Source organism: Selenomonas sp. GACV-9, assembly GCA_900116485.1.
Lineage (GTDB): Bacteria > Bacillota > Negativicutes > Selenomonadales > Selenomonadaceae > Selenomonas_A > Selenomonas_A ruminantium_G.
Genome location: FPAX01000002.1, coordinates 79,422 through 100,161, shown reverse-complemented (window position 1 = coordinate 100,161; position 20,740 = coordinate 79,422). Strand labels below are relative to the sequence as shown.

Annotated in this window: 17 protein-coding genes and 1 tRNA gene; all 18 read left to right on the top strand. The window is 44.3% G+C overall.

All coding sequences use genetic code 11. From position 1 onward, the window contains the following. Window positions 1-18: 18 nt before the first annotated feature. The 18 genes from BM322_RS03695 (at window position 19) to BM322_RS03615 (ending at window position 20,740) form a co-directional block, all read left to right on the top strand. The gene (locus tag BM322_RS03695; protein ID WP_075428563.1) at window positions 19-570 is read left to right on the top strand and encodes a UvrB/UvrC motif-containing protein; all 552 of its coding nucleotides are present in this window, start codon (window positions 19-21) and stop codon (window positions 568-570) included. Then, entirely contained in the window at window positions 557-1,645 is a 1,089-nt protein-coding gene (locus BM322_RS03690; protein WP_075428562.1) for a protein arginine kinase, read from the top strand. The genes BM322_RS03695 and BM322_RS03690 overlap by 14 nt, the downstream gene beginning before the upstream one ends. Continuing rightward, window positions 1,642-4,131: an ATP-dependent Clp protease ATP-binding subunit gene (locus tag BM322_RS03685; RefSeq protein WP_075428561.1), complete on the top strand. Its 2,490-nt coding sequence runs from the start codon at window positions 1,642-1,644 to the stop codon at window positions 4,129-4,131. The genes BM322_RS03690 and BM322_RS03685 overlap by 4 nt, the downstream gene beginning before the upstream one ends. Next, window positions 4,124-4,252: a hypothetical protein gene (locus BM322_RS13770; protein ID WP_318254520.1), complete on the top strand. Its 129-nt coding sequence runs from the start codon at window positions 4,124-4,126 to the stop codon at window positions 4,250-4,252. The genes BM322_RS03685 and BM322_RS13770 overlap by 8 nt, the downstream gene beginning before the upstream one ends. Before the next feature lies 1 nt (window position 4,253). Continuing rightward, a complete protein-coding gene (radA, locus tag BM322_RS03680) occupies window positions 4,254-5,633 on the top strand; it encodes a DNA repair protein RadA (protein WP_075428560.1) in 1,380 nt (459 codons plus the stop codon). Between the two features lie 93 nt (window positions 5,634-5,726). Then, on the top strand, window positions 5,727-6,887 hold the full coding sequence (locus tag BM322_RS03675) for a D-alanyl-D-alanine carboxypeptidase family protein (protein WP_318254519.1): 1,161 nt from the start codon (window positions 5,727-5,729) through the stop codon (window positions 6,885-6,887). Window positions 6,888-6,933: 46 nt separating this feature from the next. After that, window positions 6,934-7,018, top strand: a tRNA-Leu gene (locus tag BM322_RS03670). A 381-nt stretch (window positions 7,019-7,399) separates the two neighbouring features. Further along, a complete protein-coding gene (locus BM322_RS03665) occupies window positions 7,400-8,755 on the top strand; it encodes a GumC family protein (RefSeq protein ID WP_075428558.1) in 1,356 nt (451 codons plus the stop codon). 13 nt (window positions 8,756-8,768) lie between these two features. Next, a complete protein-coding gene (locus BM322_RS03660) occupies window positions 8,769-10,160 on the top strand; it encodes a sugar transferase (protein ID WP_075428557.1) in 1,392 nt (463 codons plus the stop codon). A 3-nt stretch (window positions 10,161-10,163) separates the two neighbouring features. Beyond that, window positions 10,164-10,964, top strand: a complete 801-nt coding sequence (locus tag BM322_RS03655) for a glycosyltransferase (RefSeq protein WP_318254518.1) — start codon at window positions 10,164-10,166, stop codon at window positions 10,962-10,964. Continuing rightward, entirely contained in the window at window positions 10,961-11,758 is a 798-nt protein-coding gene (locus BM322_RS03650; protein WP_075428556.1) for a glycosyltransferase family 2 protein, read from the top strand. The genes BM322_RS03655 and BM322_RS03650 overlap by 4 nt, the downstream gene beginning before the upstream one ends. 27 nt (window positions 11,759-11,785) lie before the next feature. Continuing rightward, the gene (locus BM322_RS03645) at window positions 11,786-12,895 is read left to right on the top strand and encodes an EpsG family protein (RefSeq protein WP_075428555.1); all 1,110 of its coding nucleotides are present in this window, start codon (window positions 11,786-11,788) and stop codon (window positions 12,893-12,895) included. A gap of 185 nt (window positions 12,896-13,080) precedes the next feature. Further along, on the top strand, window positions 13,081-14,193 hold the full coding sequence (locus BM322_RS03640) for a hypothetical protein (protein WP_075428554.1): 1,113 nt from the start codon (window positions 13,081-13,083) through the stop codon (window positions 14,191-14,193). Window positions 14,194-14,422: 229 nt separating this feature from the next. After that, a complete protein-coding gene (locus tag BM322_RS03635; protein ID WP_075428553.1) occupies window positions 14,423-15,385 on the top strand; it encodes a glycosyltransferase family 8 protein in 963 nt (320 codons plus the stop codon). After that, entirely contained in the window at window positions 15,385-15,885 is a 501-nt protein-coding gene (locus tag BM322_RS03630) for an acyltransferase (RefSeq protein WP_082334365.1), read from the top strand. Before BM322_RS03635 ends, BM322_RS03630 begins: the two co-directional genes overlap by 1 nt. A gap of 443 nt (window positions 15,886-16,328) precedes the next feature. Further along, the gene (locus tag BM322_RS03625) at window positions 16,329-17,702 is read left to right on the top strand and encodes a mannose-1-phosphate guanylyltransferase/mannose-6-phosphate isomerase (RefSeq protein WP_075428552.1); all 1,374 of its coding nucleotides are present in this window, start codon (window positions 16,329-16,331) and stop codon (window positions 17,700-17,702) included. Window positions 17,703-17,713: 11 nt separating this feature from the next. Continuing rightward, on the top strand, window positions 17,714-19,066 hold the full coding sequence (locus BM322_RS03620; protein ID WP_075428551.1) for a phosphomannomutase: 1,353 nt from the start codon (window positions 17,714-17,716) through the stop codon (window positions 19,064-19,066). A 669-nt stretch (window positions 19,067-19,735) separates the two neighbouring features. Beyond that, on the top strand, window positions 19,736-20,740 hold the full coding sequence (locus BM322_RS03615) for a glycosyltransferase (protein WP_177220812.1): 1,005 nt from the start codon (window positions 19,736-19,738) through the stop codon (window positions 20,738-20,740).

The window sequence follows — 20,740 nt, the reverse complement described above, 5'->3', positions numbered from 1 at the left end:
GCAAAGGAGGAGAAACGGATGTTATGTGACGATTGCGGCCGCAATGAGGCGGTCGTTCATATTACCCAGATTGGCCCCGATGGGCGGGTAGAGAAGAATCTTTGCGAGAAGTGTGCGGCAGCCTATGGCGAATTCATGGCGACTGAGCACCATCCGCGCAATGTATCGATGGATGATTTCCTTAAGGGAATCTTCAGCAACCACGCGGATAAGGAGGAACTGCGCCAGACCGGGCAGCATGAGCTCGTCTGCCCGAGCTGCGGCATGAGCTATCATGACTTCCAGCAGTCGGGCAAGATCGGCTGTGCGGACTGCTACCAGACTTTCCGGCAGCAGCTGGAGCCGCTGCTGCGCCGCATTCATGGCTCGAGCCTGCACCGCGGCAAGATTCCGCACCGTACGGGGGGCACTCTCGAGCTCAAGCATGAGATTGGCATGCTGCGCCAAAAGCTGCAGGATAGTGTGGCCCAGGAAGAATATGAGAAGGCAGCGGAGCTGCGTGATAAGATAAGGGCCCTTGAGGCTCAGCTTTTAAGCAAGGAAGGGGGCGTGGCTGATGGCAATCAATGAATTGCTGCGGGATAAGGATCTCACCTGGCTCAAAAGTGGCGGTACGGACAGCGATGTCGTCATCGCAAGCCGCATCCGCTTGGCCCGCAATCTGCGCGGCGAGCCGTTCCCGAATCGGGCTGACTTCAATCAGCTGGCAAAAGTGCTCGTAGCGACGGATGGTGTTTTGCCGGAACTCGAGAAATCGATGGGCATGTCGTTTGACCGTGTCGATGTCGAACGGTTGTCGACAGTACAGCGTGAAGTCTTGATTGAAAAGCAGCTGATTACGGAGAATCTCGTCAAGAATCCCCAGCATCGGGCGGCTTATGTGTCGTATGACCGCTGCATCAGCATTATGGTCAACGAAGAGGATCATTTGCGCATCCAGTGCTGGGCGCCGGGGCTCAATCTTGACCTGCCGATGAGTACAGCTTCGACGCTCGATGATCTCATCGAGTCCAAGCTCGATATTGCCTTTGATGAAAAGATGGGCTATCTGACGTCGTGCCCGACGAATCTCGGCACAGGCCTGCGGGCCTCGGTGCTGCTGCATCTGCCAGGACTCGTGTTCACGCGCAATGTCGGCAGCATCATCAACATCTCGCCGCAGCTGGGGCTCGCTGTCCGCGCCCTCTACGGCGATGCGAAGGAGCCGATTGGCTGCCTGTTCCAGATTTCCAACCAGCTGACGCTGGGCTTTTCGGAGGAGGAGCTCATTGAGAACCTCAAGAGTGCCGTGACGGAAATCGTCGCCCATGAACGCCGGGCCCGCAAGGCCCTGGCTCTCTATCGCAAGGAACAGCTCGAAGACGAGGTATGGCGCGCCTATGGCACACTGGCCTACGCGCGGCTGCTGTCCGAGAAGGAAACGATGGAGCTGCTCTCGAAGGTTCGCCTCGGCATCGATCTAAAGCTCATCAGTGAGGTTACGGCTGATTGTTATGCCGATATCCTGCTGGCCAGCCGCAAGAGCTATCTGCAGAATCTGGCCGAGAATGCGAATATGTCCAAGAATGAGATTGACCGGCTCAGGGCCCGCAAGACGCGGCAAGCGTTGCTGGACCATCGCGTGAGCGCGGAGGAACATCCATGAATTTTCGAAATCACTTTACCAATCGCGCCATCAAGGCGATTGAATTTGCCCAGTACGTAGCCCAGGATTTAGGGCAGGACTATATCGGTACCGAGCATATCCTGCTCGGCCTGCTGCATGAGCGTGAGGGCGTAGCAGCCCAGGCGATGCAGGCGCTGGGCCTTACCTTTGAGACCGCTGTCAGCCAGATCCGCAGTCTCGTGGCCAAGGAGGCGGAATATCCGTCGGATAATCCCTACTACACGCCAAGGGCTAAGCGCGTCATGGAAGGGGCCGTCGAGGAGTCGCAGACACTTGGCCACAGCTATATCGGCACCGAGCATATCCTGCTGAGCCTGCTGCAGGAGACTGAGGGCGCAGCGGTCGAGGTGCTCGACCGGCTCAGCATCGATCCCGATGCCTTGCAGAATGAGGTCATGGACCGCATCGACCAGCCGCATTCGGAGGATGACGGCCCGCAGGAGACGCGGTCACGTGGCCGCAAAGGCGAAAGCGCGCCTCTGCTAAAGAAGTACGGGCGCGACCTCAACCGCATGGCTGAAGAGGCGCAGATGGACCCGGTCATTGGTCGCGAAAAGGAAATCCAGCGCGTAATCCAGATCTTGTCGCGCCGCACGAAGAACAATCCCATCCTGCTCGGCGAGCCGGGCGTCGGTAAGACGGCCATCGCCGAGGGACTGGCGCAACGCATTATCGAAGGGGCGGTGCCCTATATGCTGCAGGACAAGAAGGTCGTCTCGCTGTCGATGGCCTCCCTCGTCGCCGGAGCCAAGTACCGCGGCGAATTCGAGGAACGTCTGAAGGGCGTCATCGAGGAAATCCAGCGACTCGGCAATATCATCCTGTTCATCGACGAGATGCATACGCTGGTCGGAGCTGGCGCTGCTGAGGGAGCACTCGATGCGGCCAATATCCTCAAGCCGGCGCTGTCGCGCGGCGAGATCCAGATCATCGGTGCGACGACGCTGGATGAGTATAAGAAATACCTTGAGAAAGACGCGGCACTTTCCCGCCGGTTCCAGACCATCGTGGTCGAGGAGCCCTCGCCGGAGGATGCTATCAAGATCCTGCGCGGCCTGCGCGGCAAGTACGAAGAGTTCCATCGGGCGACTATCGAGGACGAGGCCATCGAGGCTGCTGTCCGCCTGTCGCAGCGCTACATCACCGATCGTTTCCTGCCCGACAAAGCCATCGATTTGATGGATGAGGCAGCTTCGAAGGTCCGCATGCGCCAGGTCGCACCGCCGGACAAGGTACAGGAAATCCGTGAGCGCCTCGGACGGCTGAACACCGAGAAGGAGGCTGCGGTAGCCTCGCAGGACTATGAGCGGGCTGCCAAGCTGCGCGATGCCGTGCAGACGGCTGAAAGTGAGCTTGACGAGGCGCGCCGTCGCTGGGAAAAGCGCGGCAATAACCGCATCACGGTCACGGCTGACGATATTGCCGACGTTGTGGCGCAGTGGACGGGCATTCCTGTCCGCCAGCTGGCGGCCAAGGAGTCGGAGCGTTTGCTCAATATGGAGAAAATCCTCACGCGGCGCGTCATCGGCCAGAAGGAGGCTGTGACAGCAGTAGCCAAGGCTGTCCGCCGGGCCCGTTCCGGGCTCAAGGACCCGAAACGGCCGATTGGCTCGTTCCTGTTCCTGGGGCCTACGGGAGTCGGCAAGACTGAGCTTGCCAAGGCGCTGGCAGAGTCGCTGTTTGGCAGTGAAGATGCCGTCATCCGCTTTGATATGTCAGAGTACATGGAAAAATACAGCGTATCGCGCATGGTCGGCGCGCCGCCGGGCTATGTCGGCTATCAGGAGGGCGGGCAGCTGACTGATGCTGTGCGCCGCAAGCCGTACTCCATCATCCTTTTGGATGAGATCGAGAAGGCCAATCCCGATGTGTTCAACATCCTGCTGCAGGTGCTCGATGACGGCCGCCTGACCGATGGCCAGGGCCGTACGGTGGACTTCCGCAATACGGTCATCATCATGACATCGAACGCCGGGGCAAGCTTCCTCAAGAAACAGAACACGGCCATGGGCTTTGCCATCGGCAGTGCTGCCGACGAGGAGGCGCAGGCTGAGGAGAATGCGCGCAAGCGTGTGCTGGGTGAGGTCAAGCGCATCTTCAAGCCCGAGTTCCTCAACCGCATCGATGAGCTGCTGGTATTCCGTCCGCTGGGACGGCCAGAGCTGGCGAAGATTGTCGACATCCTGTTGCGCGATGTCAAGAAACGGCTGGAGGAAAAGGAAATCAAGCTCGAGATCAGCCCGTCGGCCAAGAACAAGCTCGTTGAGGCTGGCACAGACTTCAAATACGGTGCACGGCCACTAAAGCGCGCTCTGCAGAAACACATCGAGGATGCGATTGCCGAGCGACTGCTCGGACGCCAGTTCAAGGCGGGCGATACCATCTATGTGCGCAAGAGCGGCGACAGCCTCGACTTCGTGAAAAAGGAACAGAAGGCAGTAAAGAAGGAGAACGCCGATGCCTAAGAACAGATTGGCTCCAGAGAGCCGTAGCGGCAGGATCCTGGATTTCTTCGCGAATCTGCTCTGGTCGATTGTCTGGCTCGGACGCTGGACAATCCGTCTGCTCAAAAGGATAGGGAAATAATATGGCAAAGAAAAAGAAAACTGTCTATGTCTGCCAGGAATGCGGCTATGATGCCCCTAAGTGGCTGGGCCGCTGCCCCGGCTGCGGTGCCTGGAATACGATGGTCGAGGAGACCATAACGCCCGAACCTGCTGGGGGCGGCGGCCTGCGGCTGGGATTATCGGATGCCGTAAAGCCGCAGCCGATTGCCGAGGTGCAGGTTGAGGACCTGCCGCGATTTGCGACGGGCTCGGGCGAACTTGACCGTGTGCTCGGCGGTGGCGTGATTCCAGGCTCGATGGTGCTGATAGTCGGCGATCCCGGCGTCGGCAAGTCGAGCCTCACGCTCAAGGTCTGCGCCGATGTAGCGCGGGGCGGCCACCGGGTGCTTTACGTGACTGGCGAGGAAAGCACCCGGCAGGTGCGCATGCGTGCCGACCGGCTCAAGGCCATCGCGGATACCCTCTATGTTGTCAGTGAGACGAATCTCGAGACGATTGAGGCCCATGTGGCAAATATCAAGCCTGACCTGTTGGTCATCGACTCGATCCAGACCATCTTCAAGCCCGATGTGCAGAGCGCGCCGGGCAGTGTCTCGCAGGTGCGCGAGTGCTCCGTAGACCTCCTGCGGATTGCCAAGACGAACGGCATTGCCGCATTCGTCATCGGTCATGTGACTAAGGAGGGCAATCTGGCTGGCCCGCGGGTTCTTGAGCATATCGTCGATACGGTGCTGTACTTCGAGGGCGAGCGCAATGCCGAGTACCGCGTGCTGCGGGCTGTCAAGAACCGCTTTGGCAGCACGAATGAGCTGGGGCTTTTCGAGATGCGCGAGGTGGGACTCGTCGATGTGCCTGACGCGTCCAAGCTCTTCCTGTCTGACCGTGTCGGCGACAGCGGTACGGTCATCATCCCGACTGTCGAGGGCACGCGGCCCTTGCTCGTCGAGCTGCAGGCCCTGGTCGCACCGACGCCCTATGTGCCGCCGCGCCGCACGGCTGACTCCGTCGACATCAAGCGCATCCAGCTGCTGCTGGCCGTGCTCGAAAAGCGTGTGCACCTGCAGATTGGTGCCTGCGATGTCTATGTCAAGGTAGCCGGTGGCATCCGCATCGATGAACCGGCAGCCGACCTCGGCATCTGCGTGGCGATGGCTTCCAGCTTCGCCAACCGCCTGCTGCGTCCCAAGACCATCGTCTTTGGCGAGGTGGGACTCTCAGGCGAGGTGCGCGCCGTCGGCCAGGCTGACATCCGCATCAACGAGGCCAAGCGGCTCGGCTTTGAGCATGTGGTGCTGCCGATGAAGAACTACCGGCAGCTGGCGCGTGAGGTCGACGGCATCCATCTCTATGGGGCCGAGACCATCAGCGATGCATTGCGGCTGGCCATGCCGAAAGATTGACCGGTCAGATGCATATTGCGGCATAAAGTGCTATAATAATAGAGCCTTTCAATTTGGAAGGGCTCTGTTTTTTATGGGAGGTTTAGCAAGATTTTGAGATTTTCCAAGGGAATCATGGCGGGCATCTTACTGGTATGCCTGCTTATCATACAGATGCCTGTGACTGGAGCCGAAGACGGCGGACAGGAACCGCAGATCAAGGCCAAGGCGGCAATCCTCATCGAGGCATCGACGGGCCGCGTCATCTGGGAGAAAAATGCCGATGAGCGCCACTATCCGGCCAGCACGACAAAGATCATGACAGGCATCCTGGGCTTAGAAAACATCGGTCCCCATGCGGAGGTTTTCATTTCGCCGACGGCGGCAGAAACCGAGGACTGCCCACTGGGCATCAAGGCCGGACAACGGCTGACGGCTGACGAGCTGCTGACGGGCATGCTGATGGTCTCAGATAATGGCGCGGCTGTGGCCGTAGCCGAGCAGATCGATGGCAACGTGGCAGACTTTGCCAAACGCATGAATGCGAAGGCCCGGGAGCTGGGCATGAATGATACGCATTTTGCCAATCCCAACGGCCTGACCAATCCTGACCATTACTCGACGCCTAGGGATATTGCGAGACTGGCCCGTTATGCGATGGAAAATCCAAAATTCCGCGAGATTGTGCGGCAGAAGCATGATAAGATCCAGTGGGCCTTTCCGGCCAATCACTATCTGCCAGTGGAAAATACCAATAAACTGCTCGGCAAATACGAGGGCATGACCGGCATCAAAACAGGCTGGACCCAGGCGGCCGGTGGCTGCCTGGCCGCATCGGCCAAGCGTAACGGCGTGGAACTCATCGTCGTGCTCATGCAGACACCGACGATGGAAGACCGCTTTACCGACGCGCAGGCTATCCTTGACTATGGCTTTGACCATGTGAAGATGGTCAAAGGCCTCTCGAAAGAGCGCGTCCATCGCCGCGTCTGGGTAAAGGGCGCCAAACAGGCGACAACCGATGTCTATCTGGCCAGCGACATCAACTATCCATTGCTGAACGGCGAGGATGCAACGCACTACACCGTCGCCTATGACCTGCCAAAAGTCATCACCGCTCCCCATAAGAATGGCGACGTAGTCGGCAAGGCCATCATCAAGTATGACGGCGAGCAGATTGGCAGCGTCGACATGACAGTCGGCAAGGTAGACAAGGGGTTCAGTTTCGGCTCCTGGCTCGTAGACCTTTTTGAGCCACTGTTGGTACGGGCATGATGAATTGACAGACTAATGAAAAACATGATATAATACTTAAGTTCCTGCGGATGTGGCGGAACTGGCAGACGCGCTGGACTTAGGATCCAGTGTCTCACGACGTGCAGGTTCGACCCCTGTCATCCGCACCACTTGAAGATAAAGCCCGTTGTATCAATTGATACAGCGGGCTATTTTTATGCCTAAAATAACACGACAACAAGAAAGAGCATGGAAACACAAAGCAGTGTGTCCATGCTCTTTTTGCGTGTAATGCTATTGATTGCATAAATGATGCGCTGTCTCAAAAAGTGTACTTTTTGAGACAGCGCATTCACAACCTCCATTATAACAAATGGCGTTGTGGATGTCTATTTTTTTGCCTATTTTACGTGTCTAGATGAAGGTTTTGAGAATATACGACAAGTTTTGAGACATTTTTCGTGCATTATCAATAAGTACACTTTTTGATAATAGTTGCACGGAAAATTTAGTCACGAAATACACGACGAATAAAGGAGCGTTACTACAATATGGAAAACGAAGAGAGCATCGACCTTGGGCGATTTATACAGATCATGCTGGAGCGAAAGAAGGTTGTAGGAGGCATCATTGCCGGTTGCACCATTGTCGCCATGGGGGCAGCGTTGGTCATGCCGAAACAATACGAGTCGACAGCACTGGTACAGACGAGAAGCGTAGGTAAAGATATCAGCGGCTTATCCTCCATGGCAAGTATGCTGGGGATAAGCATTGGCGGTGGTGGTAGTGGTTCTGCTTCGCCAACTAACTATATAGAGTTGATGAAATCTCGTCATGTACTGGAGCCGGTTATCGACTCTCTGGAATGGCCGGATGAAAAACATAAGCCGAGTGCTGCTGGTTTTGCGAAAAGTAATCTGGATATCAAAAATATCAAACAAACGAATCTGATTACTGTCATAGCTAAGGGGCGTACGCCGGAAGAGGCACAGAAAATAAGTCAGGGAGTAGTGGATAACTTCCTGGCTATGCAGACGGATATGAACCAGCAGACACAGAGTCTGCTCGTGAAATTCCTCAATGAGCGTATTGAAACAGCAAAGAAAGAATCCGATGATGCAGCACAGAAATTGGCGACATTCTCTAGAGAACATCAGATTTACAGTCCGGATGACCAGGCAAAAGAAGCGCTCGAGCAACTGTCGGCCTTTGACAAAGCGATTAGTGAAATGCAGGTTAAGCAGAAATCGTCACAAGCGCAGTATGATGTGGCAACGCAGAAACTTGGTGAGCAGAAGGCAGGTACGCGTAAATATAGCATCAATGATAATAGTACGGTTCAAAGTATACGTTCATCAATTGTCGACAAAGAGGTGGAATTGGTAGGCCTTAAACAGAAATTAACGGACAAGCATCCGGAAGTGATTGCAACACAGCGTCAGCTGAACGAATTACACAATTCGTTGGAAAATGAGGTAAACGCAATCGTCAGCTCGAATGCAGCCACGATTAATGCTGCCCAGATGACACTACTGCAGAATCAGGCTGTGGCTGAGGCAGAGAGGGAGGCAGCAGTTGCTAGTGAATCTGCCATCAAGGCACAGAAAGAAAGGAAAGAACAGGAAATCGGCAAGCTGCCGGATGATATGATGAAATTCCTGCAGCTCAAGAGTGATGCGGAAATCAAGCAGAAGATCTATATGAGCCTAGTGCAACAATGTGAGCAGGATAAGATTCAGGAAGCTATGCAGAGTATGGATATACAGGTAATCGATTCAGCAAATTTGCCGGATGAAGATAAGCCCGCTGGCCCTCGTAAGAAAATAATTACGGCCGTTGGGTTCGTGATTGGATGCCTAATCAGCTTTGGTTACGGCTTGGTCTGCTATAAACGAGAAGAAGCATAAAGGAGGCACATTGGTGCGTACGCGCAACTTCCCAAAATCCCGCAAGTTAATACTATTACTAGGAGATGTGGCCTTCATTGTAATGGCCTACATAATTGCTGCGGGTATAGTCTTAGATCGTGAATTTATTCTGAACAACATTTATTTATATTCTGGGATGCTTCCCGTAATTATGATAATCAGTGGTCTGCTTTTGAATATCAATGGTCTTTACTCTATTGCGTGTAAGCGGTTTGCTGAAATAATTCTTAGCACAGCGGTGGCAACCCTGTGTACCTTTATTTTAGTAATGGCGCTAAGCTTCTTCATACAGGAGTTTTCTTATTCCCGCAGTGTTGTAGCTTTTAGTTGTATTCTGCAAGGAATAATGCTCATAGCTTGGCGTTACTTAGGTTGGAGTTTCGAGCAAAAAATTCATAACAGCCGTACAGTAATGCTGATGGGTACTGCCGAGGAATGCGACCATGTGTATAACCGTTTGCGCTTACAGCCGCAACTAAATTTGAAACTGAAATATATTTGCACGGATATGGGGGCGAGCGACTGGAAAAGAGCGTCGGAGAACATAGACGTGATTATCCTTTGTTCGGAAATACGTCATCGCTACAAAGTGGCTGTTATAAACTACTGTCACCAAACAGGCAAGACGGCAATGCTTATCCCGAACACCTATGAGATTTTTTGTGCGGGAGCTGTTTTAGACAAGATTGATGATATTCCTGTATTCAGACCTCAAAGCCTTTATCCCAGTTTGGAAGTTCGTACACTGAAACGTCTGTTAGATGTTTTAGTAGCAGGTATTGGCTTTATCTGTGCCTTGCCATTTATGGCTGTGACAGCTCTGGCAATCAAGATCTTTGATCCTGGCCCGATTCTTTACAGCCAAATAAGGACAGGCAAAAATGGTAAAGAGTTCCGTGTTTACAAATTCCGTACCATGCGGGTAGATGCTGAAAAATATACAGGCCCCATGCTGGCACAAGAAAACGATTCAAGAATTACAAAACTGGGCAAATTCCTCAGAACTGTAAGATTGGATGAATTGCCCCAAATTTGGAATGTGGTTGTAGGTGATATGAGCATAGTAGGTCCTAGGCCGGAACGTCCTTTTTTCGTAGAACAATTCACAAAGGAAATTCCGGAATATGCCTATCGTCATAATGTTAAGCCTGGTATTACAGGAATGGCGCAAGTTTATGGAAAGTATAATACGACAGCCTTTGACAAACTTGTTTATGATCTTATGTATATCGAAAACTGTAGTATTCTAACAGATTTGTCTATTATCGTACAGACGGTAAAAGTATTATTTACCAAGAGCGCTACTGAGGGTGCAGGCATAAAACAAAAACCTATAGATTTAGAGAAATATGATATTGGGAAAAATATATATGGAGATTATTAGAATATGAATAATAATATGGATTTTAATGGCCTCGTTGTGAGCATTGTTACATATAATAATCAGGAGAATATTAAAGAGGTTATAGAATCAATTATAGAGCATTCTCAAGGAATAGATTTTAAGATAGTCGTTTTTGATAATTTTTCTAGTGATGACACAGTCAGTCTGATAAAATCCATAAAATGCGATAAAATAGATGTGGTTGAATCTAAGTATAATTATGGTTTTGGCTATGGTCATAATCGAAATGCCGAAAGATATCCCCTCGCTGAAAATTATTTAATATATAATCCTGATTTGTTTTTGACAGATAATCTATTATATGTTTTTTCTAAGAAGATGAAAGAAAATGAACATATAGGACTGTTAGTGCCTAGAGTTGAATATCCAAACGGAGATTTACAATATTTATGTAAAAGAAATCCCACTTTTTTTGATTTGTTTATGCGACGATTTTTGAAGTCTTTTAATTGTGAGTATTTAAGAAAAAGGCAGTATTATTATGAAATGAGGGACAAGGATTATAATGAAACATTTGGTATAGAATACGCTTCGGGGTGTTGCATGTTCATACGAGGAGAAACATATAGATCGATTGGAGGTTTTGATGAGAATATATTTATGTATTTAGAAGATGCAGATATAACAAGAAGAATAAATATAACAAAAAAGTCGATGTACGAACCGTCTAATAAAGTAAAGCATATATGGAATAAAGGGGCACATCATTCGATAAAATTAATGCTTATTAATATAAAGTCGGCGTTTTATTATTTTAACAAATGGGGATGGAAAATGATTTGAAAAAAGTAGTGCCAGTTTCAGTAATTATACCATGTTATAATGCAGCAACAACAATCGAACGTGCGGTGGCTTCGGTAATCGAACAAACCGTATTACCACAAGAAGTTATTATAGTAGACGATAGAAGTAGCGATGATTCCTGGACTGTTTTAAAGGATATTAAAGCTGCTTATAAGAATATTATAAAGCTTATTATAATAAGAAATGCCGTTAATGTTGGTGCGGGGCAGGCTAGAAATTATGCATGGGACAAGGCGAAAGGAAAGTATTTAGCTTTTTTAGATGCTGATGATGCTTGGTTCTTTAATAAACTAGAAGTACAATTTGGAATTATGGAAAACAGTGATGATATAGATATATCATGTCATAAAATGATTTTAGATGAGAATAAAGACGATGATGAAAATTACAGATGGTTTTATGTAAATAAATATCGCGCGCTATTTAAAAATCAAATGATGACTCCGAGTGTTATGCTAAAGAGAAGTATCCCGTATAGATTTAAAACTGATAAAAGATATGCGGAAGATACATCGTTATGGTGTGAGTTGTTGTTTAATAACTATCGGGTGGTTTATATTGATAGGGCTTTGGCAAGAGTATTTAAACCGTTTTATGGTTCATCGGGGTTAAGTGGAAGAATGTTAGAAATGGAAAAAGGGGAATTAAAAAATTTTATTGATTTATATAACAAAAACAAATTGCCATTAGTGATGTTTGTAGCAGTGTATATTTTTTCAATCATAAAATATATTAGAAGAGTCATAAAAGTCAGGATTAGATCTTGGTCATGATATATATGATTAAAGAGGACATATTATATGCTTATATATATACTTTCATATTTGTTATTTTCAATTACAGGTATTTTTGATTTTTTTAATATTAATTGTAATGCTAAAAAAAATATACTTATATTGCTGGCTTTTTTTATTGCGGCATTAGGAGCGGTTCGCTGGGAAACTGGTACGGATTGGTATTCGTATTATGACTTTTATATGGGTAATGAAGAGTTAGATGAATATATGCATAATTCGATATATGGCTTTGAGGCAGGATATGCAATATTAAATTATTTGGTGAAAATAACTTTTGATTCTTATAATATACTTCTTGGATTAATAAGTTTAATTATAGTGGGTTTGAAATATGAAACATTATATAAATTTAGTCCCTATCCATTAATAGCTGTTTGGATAAATTTTGCGAATTTTAATGGAGATATTTTTCCTGTAAGACAACATATTGCTATTGCAATATGCCTTTTTTCTGTTAGATATATTGTGGATAGAGAAAAACTGAAATTTGCTTTTTGTGTGTTGATGGCAATGCAATTTCATTTTACTGCAATTATTTTCTTTTTAGCGTATTATTTATATTATAAGGATATAGGAACTAAAAAATGTACATATCTTGTGTTATTAGCGATGTTAATAACTGTTACAGGAGTTTTTGAAAAAATATTAACAAGTGTTGTAGAGTATTGGTTTGATGCGGACATAAGAGTGATGGTTAAACTGGCAGAATATACAAGTTCTGATGTTACAGATGCACTGGCAGATGAAACAGAATATGGCAAAATGGCCATTGTAGTAAGCATAGCAAGGCGCATTGTTTTTCTTCCGTGTTTGTACTATTTTAAGAATGCAATTAGTAGAAAGTTTCCTATTTATAACGGGTTATTGAATCTATATACATTTAGTGTAGTATTAATGATTGCATTTACAGGCAGTATGGGGATTATGGTCGGTAGATTATCGATATATTTTTTCTGTTTTGAGTCGTTTTTGTTGGCAAGTTTAGCGCTGGTTTCATATAAAATCAAATATAAATTGTTATTATGGGTTATTTTGTTTGTATATTGCGGTTTGAAATTTTATTGGGGATTATCTGCTTATCCAAATTTATTTTTCCCGTTTAAGACTATATGATAATGATGGTAAATGATTAGTTATCGTGTGTTGGAATGTCTAGCATGTCATAAAATTGAAAGCATGGATATACATGTCATATGAATATGGAGAGCTTATGCACATAGAATTGTTTTTATATATTTGTTTTGGGATTGTTTTTTAGGACGTTGCTTAAAACAAATTATAGAAGGGTAGATTGACTTATGAAGATACTAGTGCTGATAGAGAGAAAAAAATTAGAGATTTCAGACTGGGGGGGAGGAAAGGGATTAATATGGGAAATAAAAAAAGAGTTAGACGATAATCATAGTATTGATGTTATGTATTTAGAGCCTCATCAAGGAAAAATCAAAAGAGCATTTTATCAAATGGGGGGGTATGTATTTAATAAATTAGATTTTGATTATGATGATTATGATAGAATAATTGTTTTTCCAGGGTATCTATTTTGGATTGTGTCGAAAAAACAATGGAAAAAGACAATAATTGTAAGTCCTGATTCATTAATATTAAATGCCTCTAGCCTTTATAGAGTAACACAAAATTGGTTTAGAAAAAATACAATACGTAGATTATTTATATGTATAAGCAAATTGCACGAAAAGGCTCTTATAAATAAATGTTATAGATATATTGTAGTTGGAAAAAACGATAGAAGATATATAAGGCAAGTACTAAAAAAACGTTGTTGTGAAGATATTAATAAAGTACGGTTCTTACATCATCCAATTTTATCTAATGAGCAATATGATATAAATGTTAACGAATTATTAGATTGTAGTGGAGAAAAACGGTTTATTTTTTCTGGTGATTTGGCCAAAACATATCAAGAGGTGACTATAAATGCGCTAGTGAGTTCATTAAAAAAACGTGAAAAGGATTTGACTAAAGAATTATTTATAGTTGTACTTGGGAAAAATAATGAATGGGTTGCAAAATTATTTCGTGGTATTAGTCATGTTAAAGTGAAATACGTTAGATTTATAGAAGATTATTATGATGTATGTAGATTTGGACGAGATGTACATTGTATACCTTTGGCATCTGGCTCGGGGACCAAGAATAGGACTTTAACAGCAATTGTAAACGGCTTGGAAATTATTTCAACACCAATTGGAATGGAAAATATTAAGTATAATGGACTGACACATATTTATATACATAGAGATATGGGGGACTTTGCAGCTGAAATGATAAAGGTAAACAACCATGTTTTTGAAGAAGAAGATTTTTTAGATATGTTAACCAAACGAAAAGAATTTATTATGATGATGAAGAGCATAAAAAAAGAGGAAATAAATATTTTATTTAACTAAGGAAGAAATTATACATTCGTTTGCTTAGTGATTCGATTCGTATACGGTAATAATATACATTTGATTATTATATTGGTTAAAGTTTTGTGCTTTAATGTTAAAGAAAATAGAGGTACATGTATAACTGTTATTGTATGCAGAATCGAAAAATTATCTGCAAGTGTTACTTGCTACAAAACCTTTTAAAATAGTCGCGAAATTGGTAATTATATTAAAGGGAAGATATTTAATGTTGGATGAAATTAATATTGTTACTTCTATTTGGGAACCGGATGGTAAGTATAGTATGTATGCAGGCGTTATGATATATTCAATATTAATAAATAGTCATAACAAATCAAAATTACATTTTCATGTTCTTCATGATAATACATTGCGAAATGTAAATAAAAATAAATTAATAGAGATGATTGATGATAATAATGCAAAGATAACTTTTTATAAAGTTGATTTACCTGCAAAATTATTAAATTGCAAAGCTATAGCAGAGTTTTCTCCGGGGACTTTATTTAGATTTTTTATAGAAAAAGAGTTAAAAACTATAGAGCGAGTATTGTACCTTGATTGCGATATTATTTGTCGTATGGACATAAGTGAATTATATAATATTGATATCTCAGATTGCTCCATAGCAGCGGTTAGAGATACTTTATCACATGCTATTGTTCCAAATAGATTGCCTCGAAAGTATAAATTTTATAAGGATAAAGATTACTATACTGATAAATATTTTAACGCCGGCGTTATGTTAATGAATCTTGCAAAAATAAGAGAAAAATATGATTTTTTGAATGATAACATAGCTTTTCTTACGAAATATCCTGATGCGCCTCTTTTGGATCAAGACGCATTAAACAGTATGTTTTTAGAAGATAAAAAAATAATCGACGGTAAATATAATGTTTTTGTTAACCATTTGAACGATGATAAAACAGATATAAACAATTGTATATTACACTTTAATAATCCTTATAACAAACCATGGAAAGTTAAAACTTCGCGTCTTGATATTATTTTTTGGCAATATTTAGCGGCTTCGCCATGGGGAATGGAAAAAAACAAATTTGTGGAAATGATATGGGATGTTAATCCTGTGTTGGAAAATGGAATGGCAGATCAGCTTGTTTTAAGTCGAAAAAAATTCATTATTGCTTTTGCTAAGCGAATGTTAAAAATGTGGAGAAGAGAATAATGATAGGAAAATTATTATCATATGTACGCAGAAAATATTACAGTATTTATAGCCGAATGTATGTGAGTATATTAAAAAAAATGTATGCGCCCTATATATACATAGAGAGGGTGTCTATCCGACCGGGATTTCATGTAATTATAGAAAATAATGCAACTCTAAAAATTGGAAAAGATTGTTTTTTTAATTATAACTGTTCAATTACGGCGCTCAATCATATTGAAATCGGTGATGATTGTATTTTTGGCGAGAATGTAAAAATATATGATCATAATCATCGGTTTTCGGATAACACACAATTAATACATAAACAAGGTTTTTCCATAAAAGAGGTTAGTATAGGAAATAATTGTTGGATTGGTAGCGGCGTTAAGATATTGGCCGGCAGTAAAATTGGAGATAACTGTGTAATTGGAGCGAATGTTGTGGTAAATGGTGAAATATGTTCCAATTCTGTTGTAAAAAATTGTGGGGATTATGTGATTGAAACACGAAGGTGATGGAGAATATTTGATGATTATAACTAAGACACCTTTTAGAATGTCCTTACGTAAATTAGAAAACCAAGCAGATTAAAGGATAATGCTATGTTGTCAGTAAGGCGGTGAGGCGAAATGCTTTTACATAGGCCTGGAATACTGTAATTTTGAAAGATGTGACTGAAAATGAGCGCAGGATTCTCAACCCCAGTGGGCATTTTGCTGCAATTAGCGAGCCGTTTTTATGACAATTGCAGGTTGAATGGCTGCGCTCACTGTTTTTGGGAGTTTTTCTTGTGGTAACGCATTTGAGGCGAGAAATTGTTGAATCCAGGCTGCAAGCAGTGGAAGAAATCGTGAATATTGGGAGGCACATTGAGGAATGTGCTACATCTCAAGACACGTAAACAGTGGCCTTTGAGTTTTCTGATTCGCATCCATACTATATGGGAGGAAATTTAAACTTGAAAATATTAATTTTAGCCGGTGGTGGTGGTTCGCGATTATTTCCACTATCTCGAAAATCTTATCCTAAGCAATTTTTATGCTTAGAGGATGATTGTTCATTACTAATGCATACTGTGAAGCGATTTATATCATTTGTCTCAGCAGAGGATATTGTCATAATTACCAATCAGAAATACTTCTATCATGTGCAGAATGAACTTAGTGAATGTCATGCAGAAGCTGCACATATTCTATTGGAGCCTGTTGCTCGCAACACGGCTCCGGCTATTGCACTTGGTGTAGAGTTTTGTCGTTCGGAACTTGGCTGTGCTGATGAGGAAGTTTTGCTAGTGGCTGCAGCTGACCATGTAATACGGCCTTTGAACAAATTTCAGCAATGTATGCGTACGGCTGAAAAAGAAGCGATGACCGGTAAATGGGTCACGTTCGGCATTCCTGCCAAAAAGCCGGAAACAGGTTATGGGTATATTGAAGCTGGTAAAAAGTTTGATGATGTTATGCAGGTGGTTTCTTTTAAAGAAAAACCAGATTTAGCAACGGCAGAAAAATATGTTGCAGTGGGTAATTATTTTTGGAATTCCGGGATGTTTGCTTTTACTTTGGAAACAATAAAACGTGAATTGGAAACCTGGCAGCCGAAAATTGCTCAGCAGATGGATGCAGGTTATAAGCAGATGTTGGAAAACTTTGCTAACTTGCCGGAAATTTCCATTGATTACGCTGTAGCGGAGCGGTCAAAAAATGTGTGCATGGTGGAAATGTCCTGTTATTGGAATGATATTGGCTCTTGGGATGCGATGTACGATATTCTTCCCAAGGATGATAACGGTAATGCCGTCAAAGGTGATGTTTTGACTTTTGAATGCAAGGATTCCCTGATTATAGGGTGTGACCGTTTGATTGCTGGTATTGGCCTTGATGATTTGCTATTGGTTGAAACTGATGATGTGATTGTAGTTGCAAAAAAGGGGGAATCCCAAAAGGTAAAAAATGTGGTGGAAAAGCTTAAATCTATGAACCGTAAAGAGGTCGTAGAACATACTACAATTTTCCATGCATGGGGCACATCCTCCATCATTGGCCAGGGCAAAGGCTACCGGATGAAAAAAGTCCGGGTGATGCCTGGCAAGAAACTGGCATTGCAGATGCACTACCATCGGACAGAGCATTGGGTAGTCCTGCGCGGTACGGCTGAAGTCGTGCGTGGGGAAGAGCGGATGTTCATCCATGAGGAAGAGTCCGTATTCATTCCCCAGACGGTAAGACATCAGTTGGCCAATCCAGGCAAGATCCCTTTGGAGCTGATTGAGATACAGAATGGAGCCTACATCGGCGAGGATGACATAGTAAGGTTTGCAGACCCAGAATAAGGAAGGATTATATGAGTTTTTGCGTAGAGGCATTCGGTGCTTACGATATCAGGGGTATTTATCCGGATACCATAAATGAAGAGATAGCTTACCGTATTGGGCGATTTTTTCCTGAGCTGTTCTCGGCGAGAAAAGTTGTCGTGGGAAATGATATCCGCTTGTCTGGCCCAGTTTTGAAGGCGGCATTGGTAAAAGGTCTTACGGAGTCTGGCTGCGATGTCATCGACATCGGGCAATGTGGTACGGAGATGATTTACTTTGCCACAGCACATCTGCAGCTGGACGGCGGCATCATGATCACTGCCAGCCATAATCCTAAGGAATACAACGGCATGAAGTTTGTCCGGCAGGAAGCCCGTCCGATTTCAGGAGATACGGGACTGCGGGAATTGGAAAAGCAGGTAGCAGATGGTGAACTTCCGGCTAAGGCAGAGAGCGTTGGCCGAGTCGAGAAGCTGGATATCGTGGAAGATTACGTGAAGCATACCCTGTCCTATGTGGATGTAGCCAAGCTGAAACCATTGAAAATCGTGGTCAATGCCGGCAACGGTGCCGCAGGGCCAATCCTTGATGTGATGGAGAAGTATCTGCCCTTTGAGCTGGTAAAGGTTCATCATACGCCGGATGGCAACTTCCCGAATGGTGTGCCGAATCCGCTGCTGCCAGAGAATCGTGAGTCCACCGCCAAAGCTGTGCGTGAGTCTGGCGCTGATGCAGGTATTGCATGGGATGGGGACTTTGACCGCTGTTTCATGTTCGATGAGCAAGGAAACTTCATCGAGGGCTACTATATGGTAGGTTTCCTTGCCAAAGCGTTCCTGCAGAAGAATCCTGGTGAGAAGATCATCTATGATCCGCGACTGATCTGGAATACCGAAGAGTTGGTCAAGGAAAACGGTGGCATCCCAGTGATGTCCAAGAGCGGACATGCCTTTATCAAGGAAAAGATGCGCGAGGAGAATGCCATTTATGGTGGCGAGATGAGTGCGCATCACTATTTCCGTGATTTTTCCTATTGCGACAGTGGCATGATTCCGTGGCTGCTGGTGTTGGAACTGCTTTCCAATACAGATAAAACCTTGTCAGAACTGATGAAGGAACGTATGGATCGATATCCATGCTCAGGGGAAATCAACAGCAAGGTCAAGGATGCGGATGAAGTCCTGAAACGCATCGAAGCAGAGTATGGTCCGAAAGGCAAGATAACGCGGCTTGACGGTTTATCGGTAGAGTTTGAGGATTGGCGCTTTAATCTGCGCAAGTCCAATACGGAACCAGTCATAAGACTGAACGTGGAGACCCGTCAGAATGAAGAGCTGATGCAAAAGAAAACTTCAGAGCTGCTGACTGGTATTCGTGCGTAACTGGAGTGGTTGATATGGGAATTCATTGGTGAAGGATGCATTATTGGCAGTCATAGTATAGTGACGCACGATATCCCTGCAAATTCTATTGTTGTTGGCAGTCCTGCAAAAGTTATGAAGGTTTAGGATGAATCTATGGGACAGTGGGTAAAACTTTAAAGGAAGGCAATGATTTTAGATGCCAAGTAAAACCGAACTCTATGATTGCAGTGTTGTGGTTTGTTCTTATCGTCCTGTTTGGGAAAAGTTGCGACTGACGCTTAAATGGTACTTATGCAGGTGCAGTGTGATTGTCATATTGTGGTAACAGATGATGGGGCGATAGATAATTTGTTTAACAAAATAGAAGAATTTTTCTTCATACGGTTTTATGGATTACAAGCTCGCAGCAAGTCCTGAAAATAGAGGAATCGTTCAAAATATCTTGCAGGAAGTACTTGTGTGCTGTGGAGAGTTTGTGAAGTTACTATCCCAAGGTGTTTTTTCATACTGTAAGAGCTTTGCGAGAATGGACTAAATTTATGCGCAACCATGTGGACTGTGTGATTTCATGCTGTGGGGGAATATTTGTAACGAATGCTCGAATCCTGTTTTATGGATTATGTGTTGATGTTTTTATAAAAAAGTAGGAATTATATTGGGGTGTGTTTGGTTAGAATGGATATATATATGAATGGTGAGAGTGATATTGAAGTTGGCATGGTCAGTGTATTATGCACTGTATACAATCATGGGAAATATTTAAGGAAAACATTAGAAGGATTTGTTAATCAAAAAGTGGATTTTAAATATGAAATTTTGATTCACGATGATGCGTCTAAAGATGATTCAGCAGATATAATAAAAGAATACTATGAAAAATATCCTGATATTATAAGGCCGATTTTTCAAAAGGAGAATCAATATTCAAAAGGTGTTCAAATCATGCATAACTTGTTCAAGTTAGCACGTGGAGAATATATAGCTATTTGTGAAGGAGATGATTATTGGACGGATAATAATAAATTAAAGATTCAGTATGATTATATAAGTAAACACAAAGACTGTGCTTGTGTGTTCCATCCTGTAGAATATCTAAAGAATGAAATTGTGGTATGTAATGATAAACATGGAGATTGTGAACGTAATTTTTCTATACGTGAATTGATTCGAGGCGGTGGAGGATTTCAAGCGACTTGTTCATTGTTCTTCCGTAGTAAATATGTTAAGGGAGATTTGCCTGCGTTTGTTCGAATGGCTGATATAACAGATTATCCGGTGCAGTTGCTATTGGGGGTATCTGGGAATGTGCATTATATCCCCCGAGTAATGGCAAAATACAGGTGGATAAATGAAGGATCATGGACTAATCGTATGATTGATGATAAAGAAAAGTATTTAAAACATTTGTATACGCTACGTTCGTGGTTGGGAGAATTCAATTGTTATACAACTCATAAATATGGAAAAGATGTGGCATATGTTGTTGTACTGTCATCGTTAGGAATGTATTTAGAGGGAGTATATCCTGCTGAAAAATGGAATACTATTATTAACGAATTGTCGGTCTGTGATTCTAATGCTGTTAAATGGATGATTTGTAAGCATAAATTGGTGCGTATCATAAAAAGATTTCCTGTTCTATATATGGTGCTGAAAGGCTTGAAGATGAGATTGACGAAAATGATGAGTTGA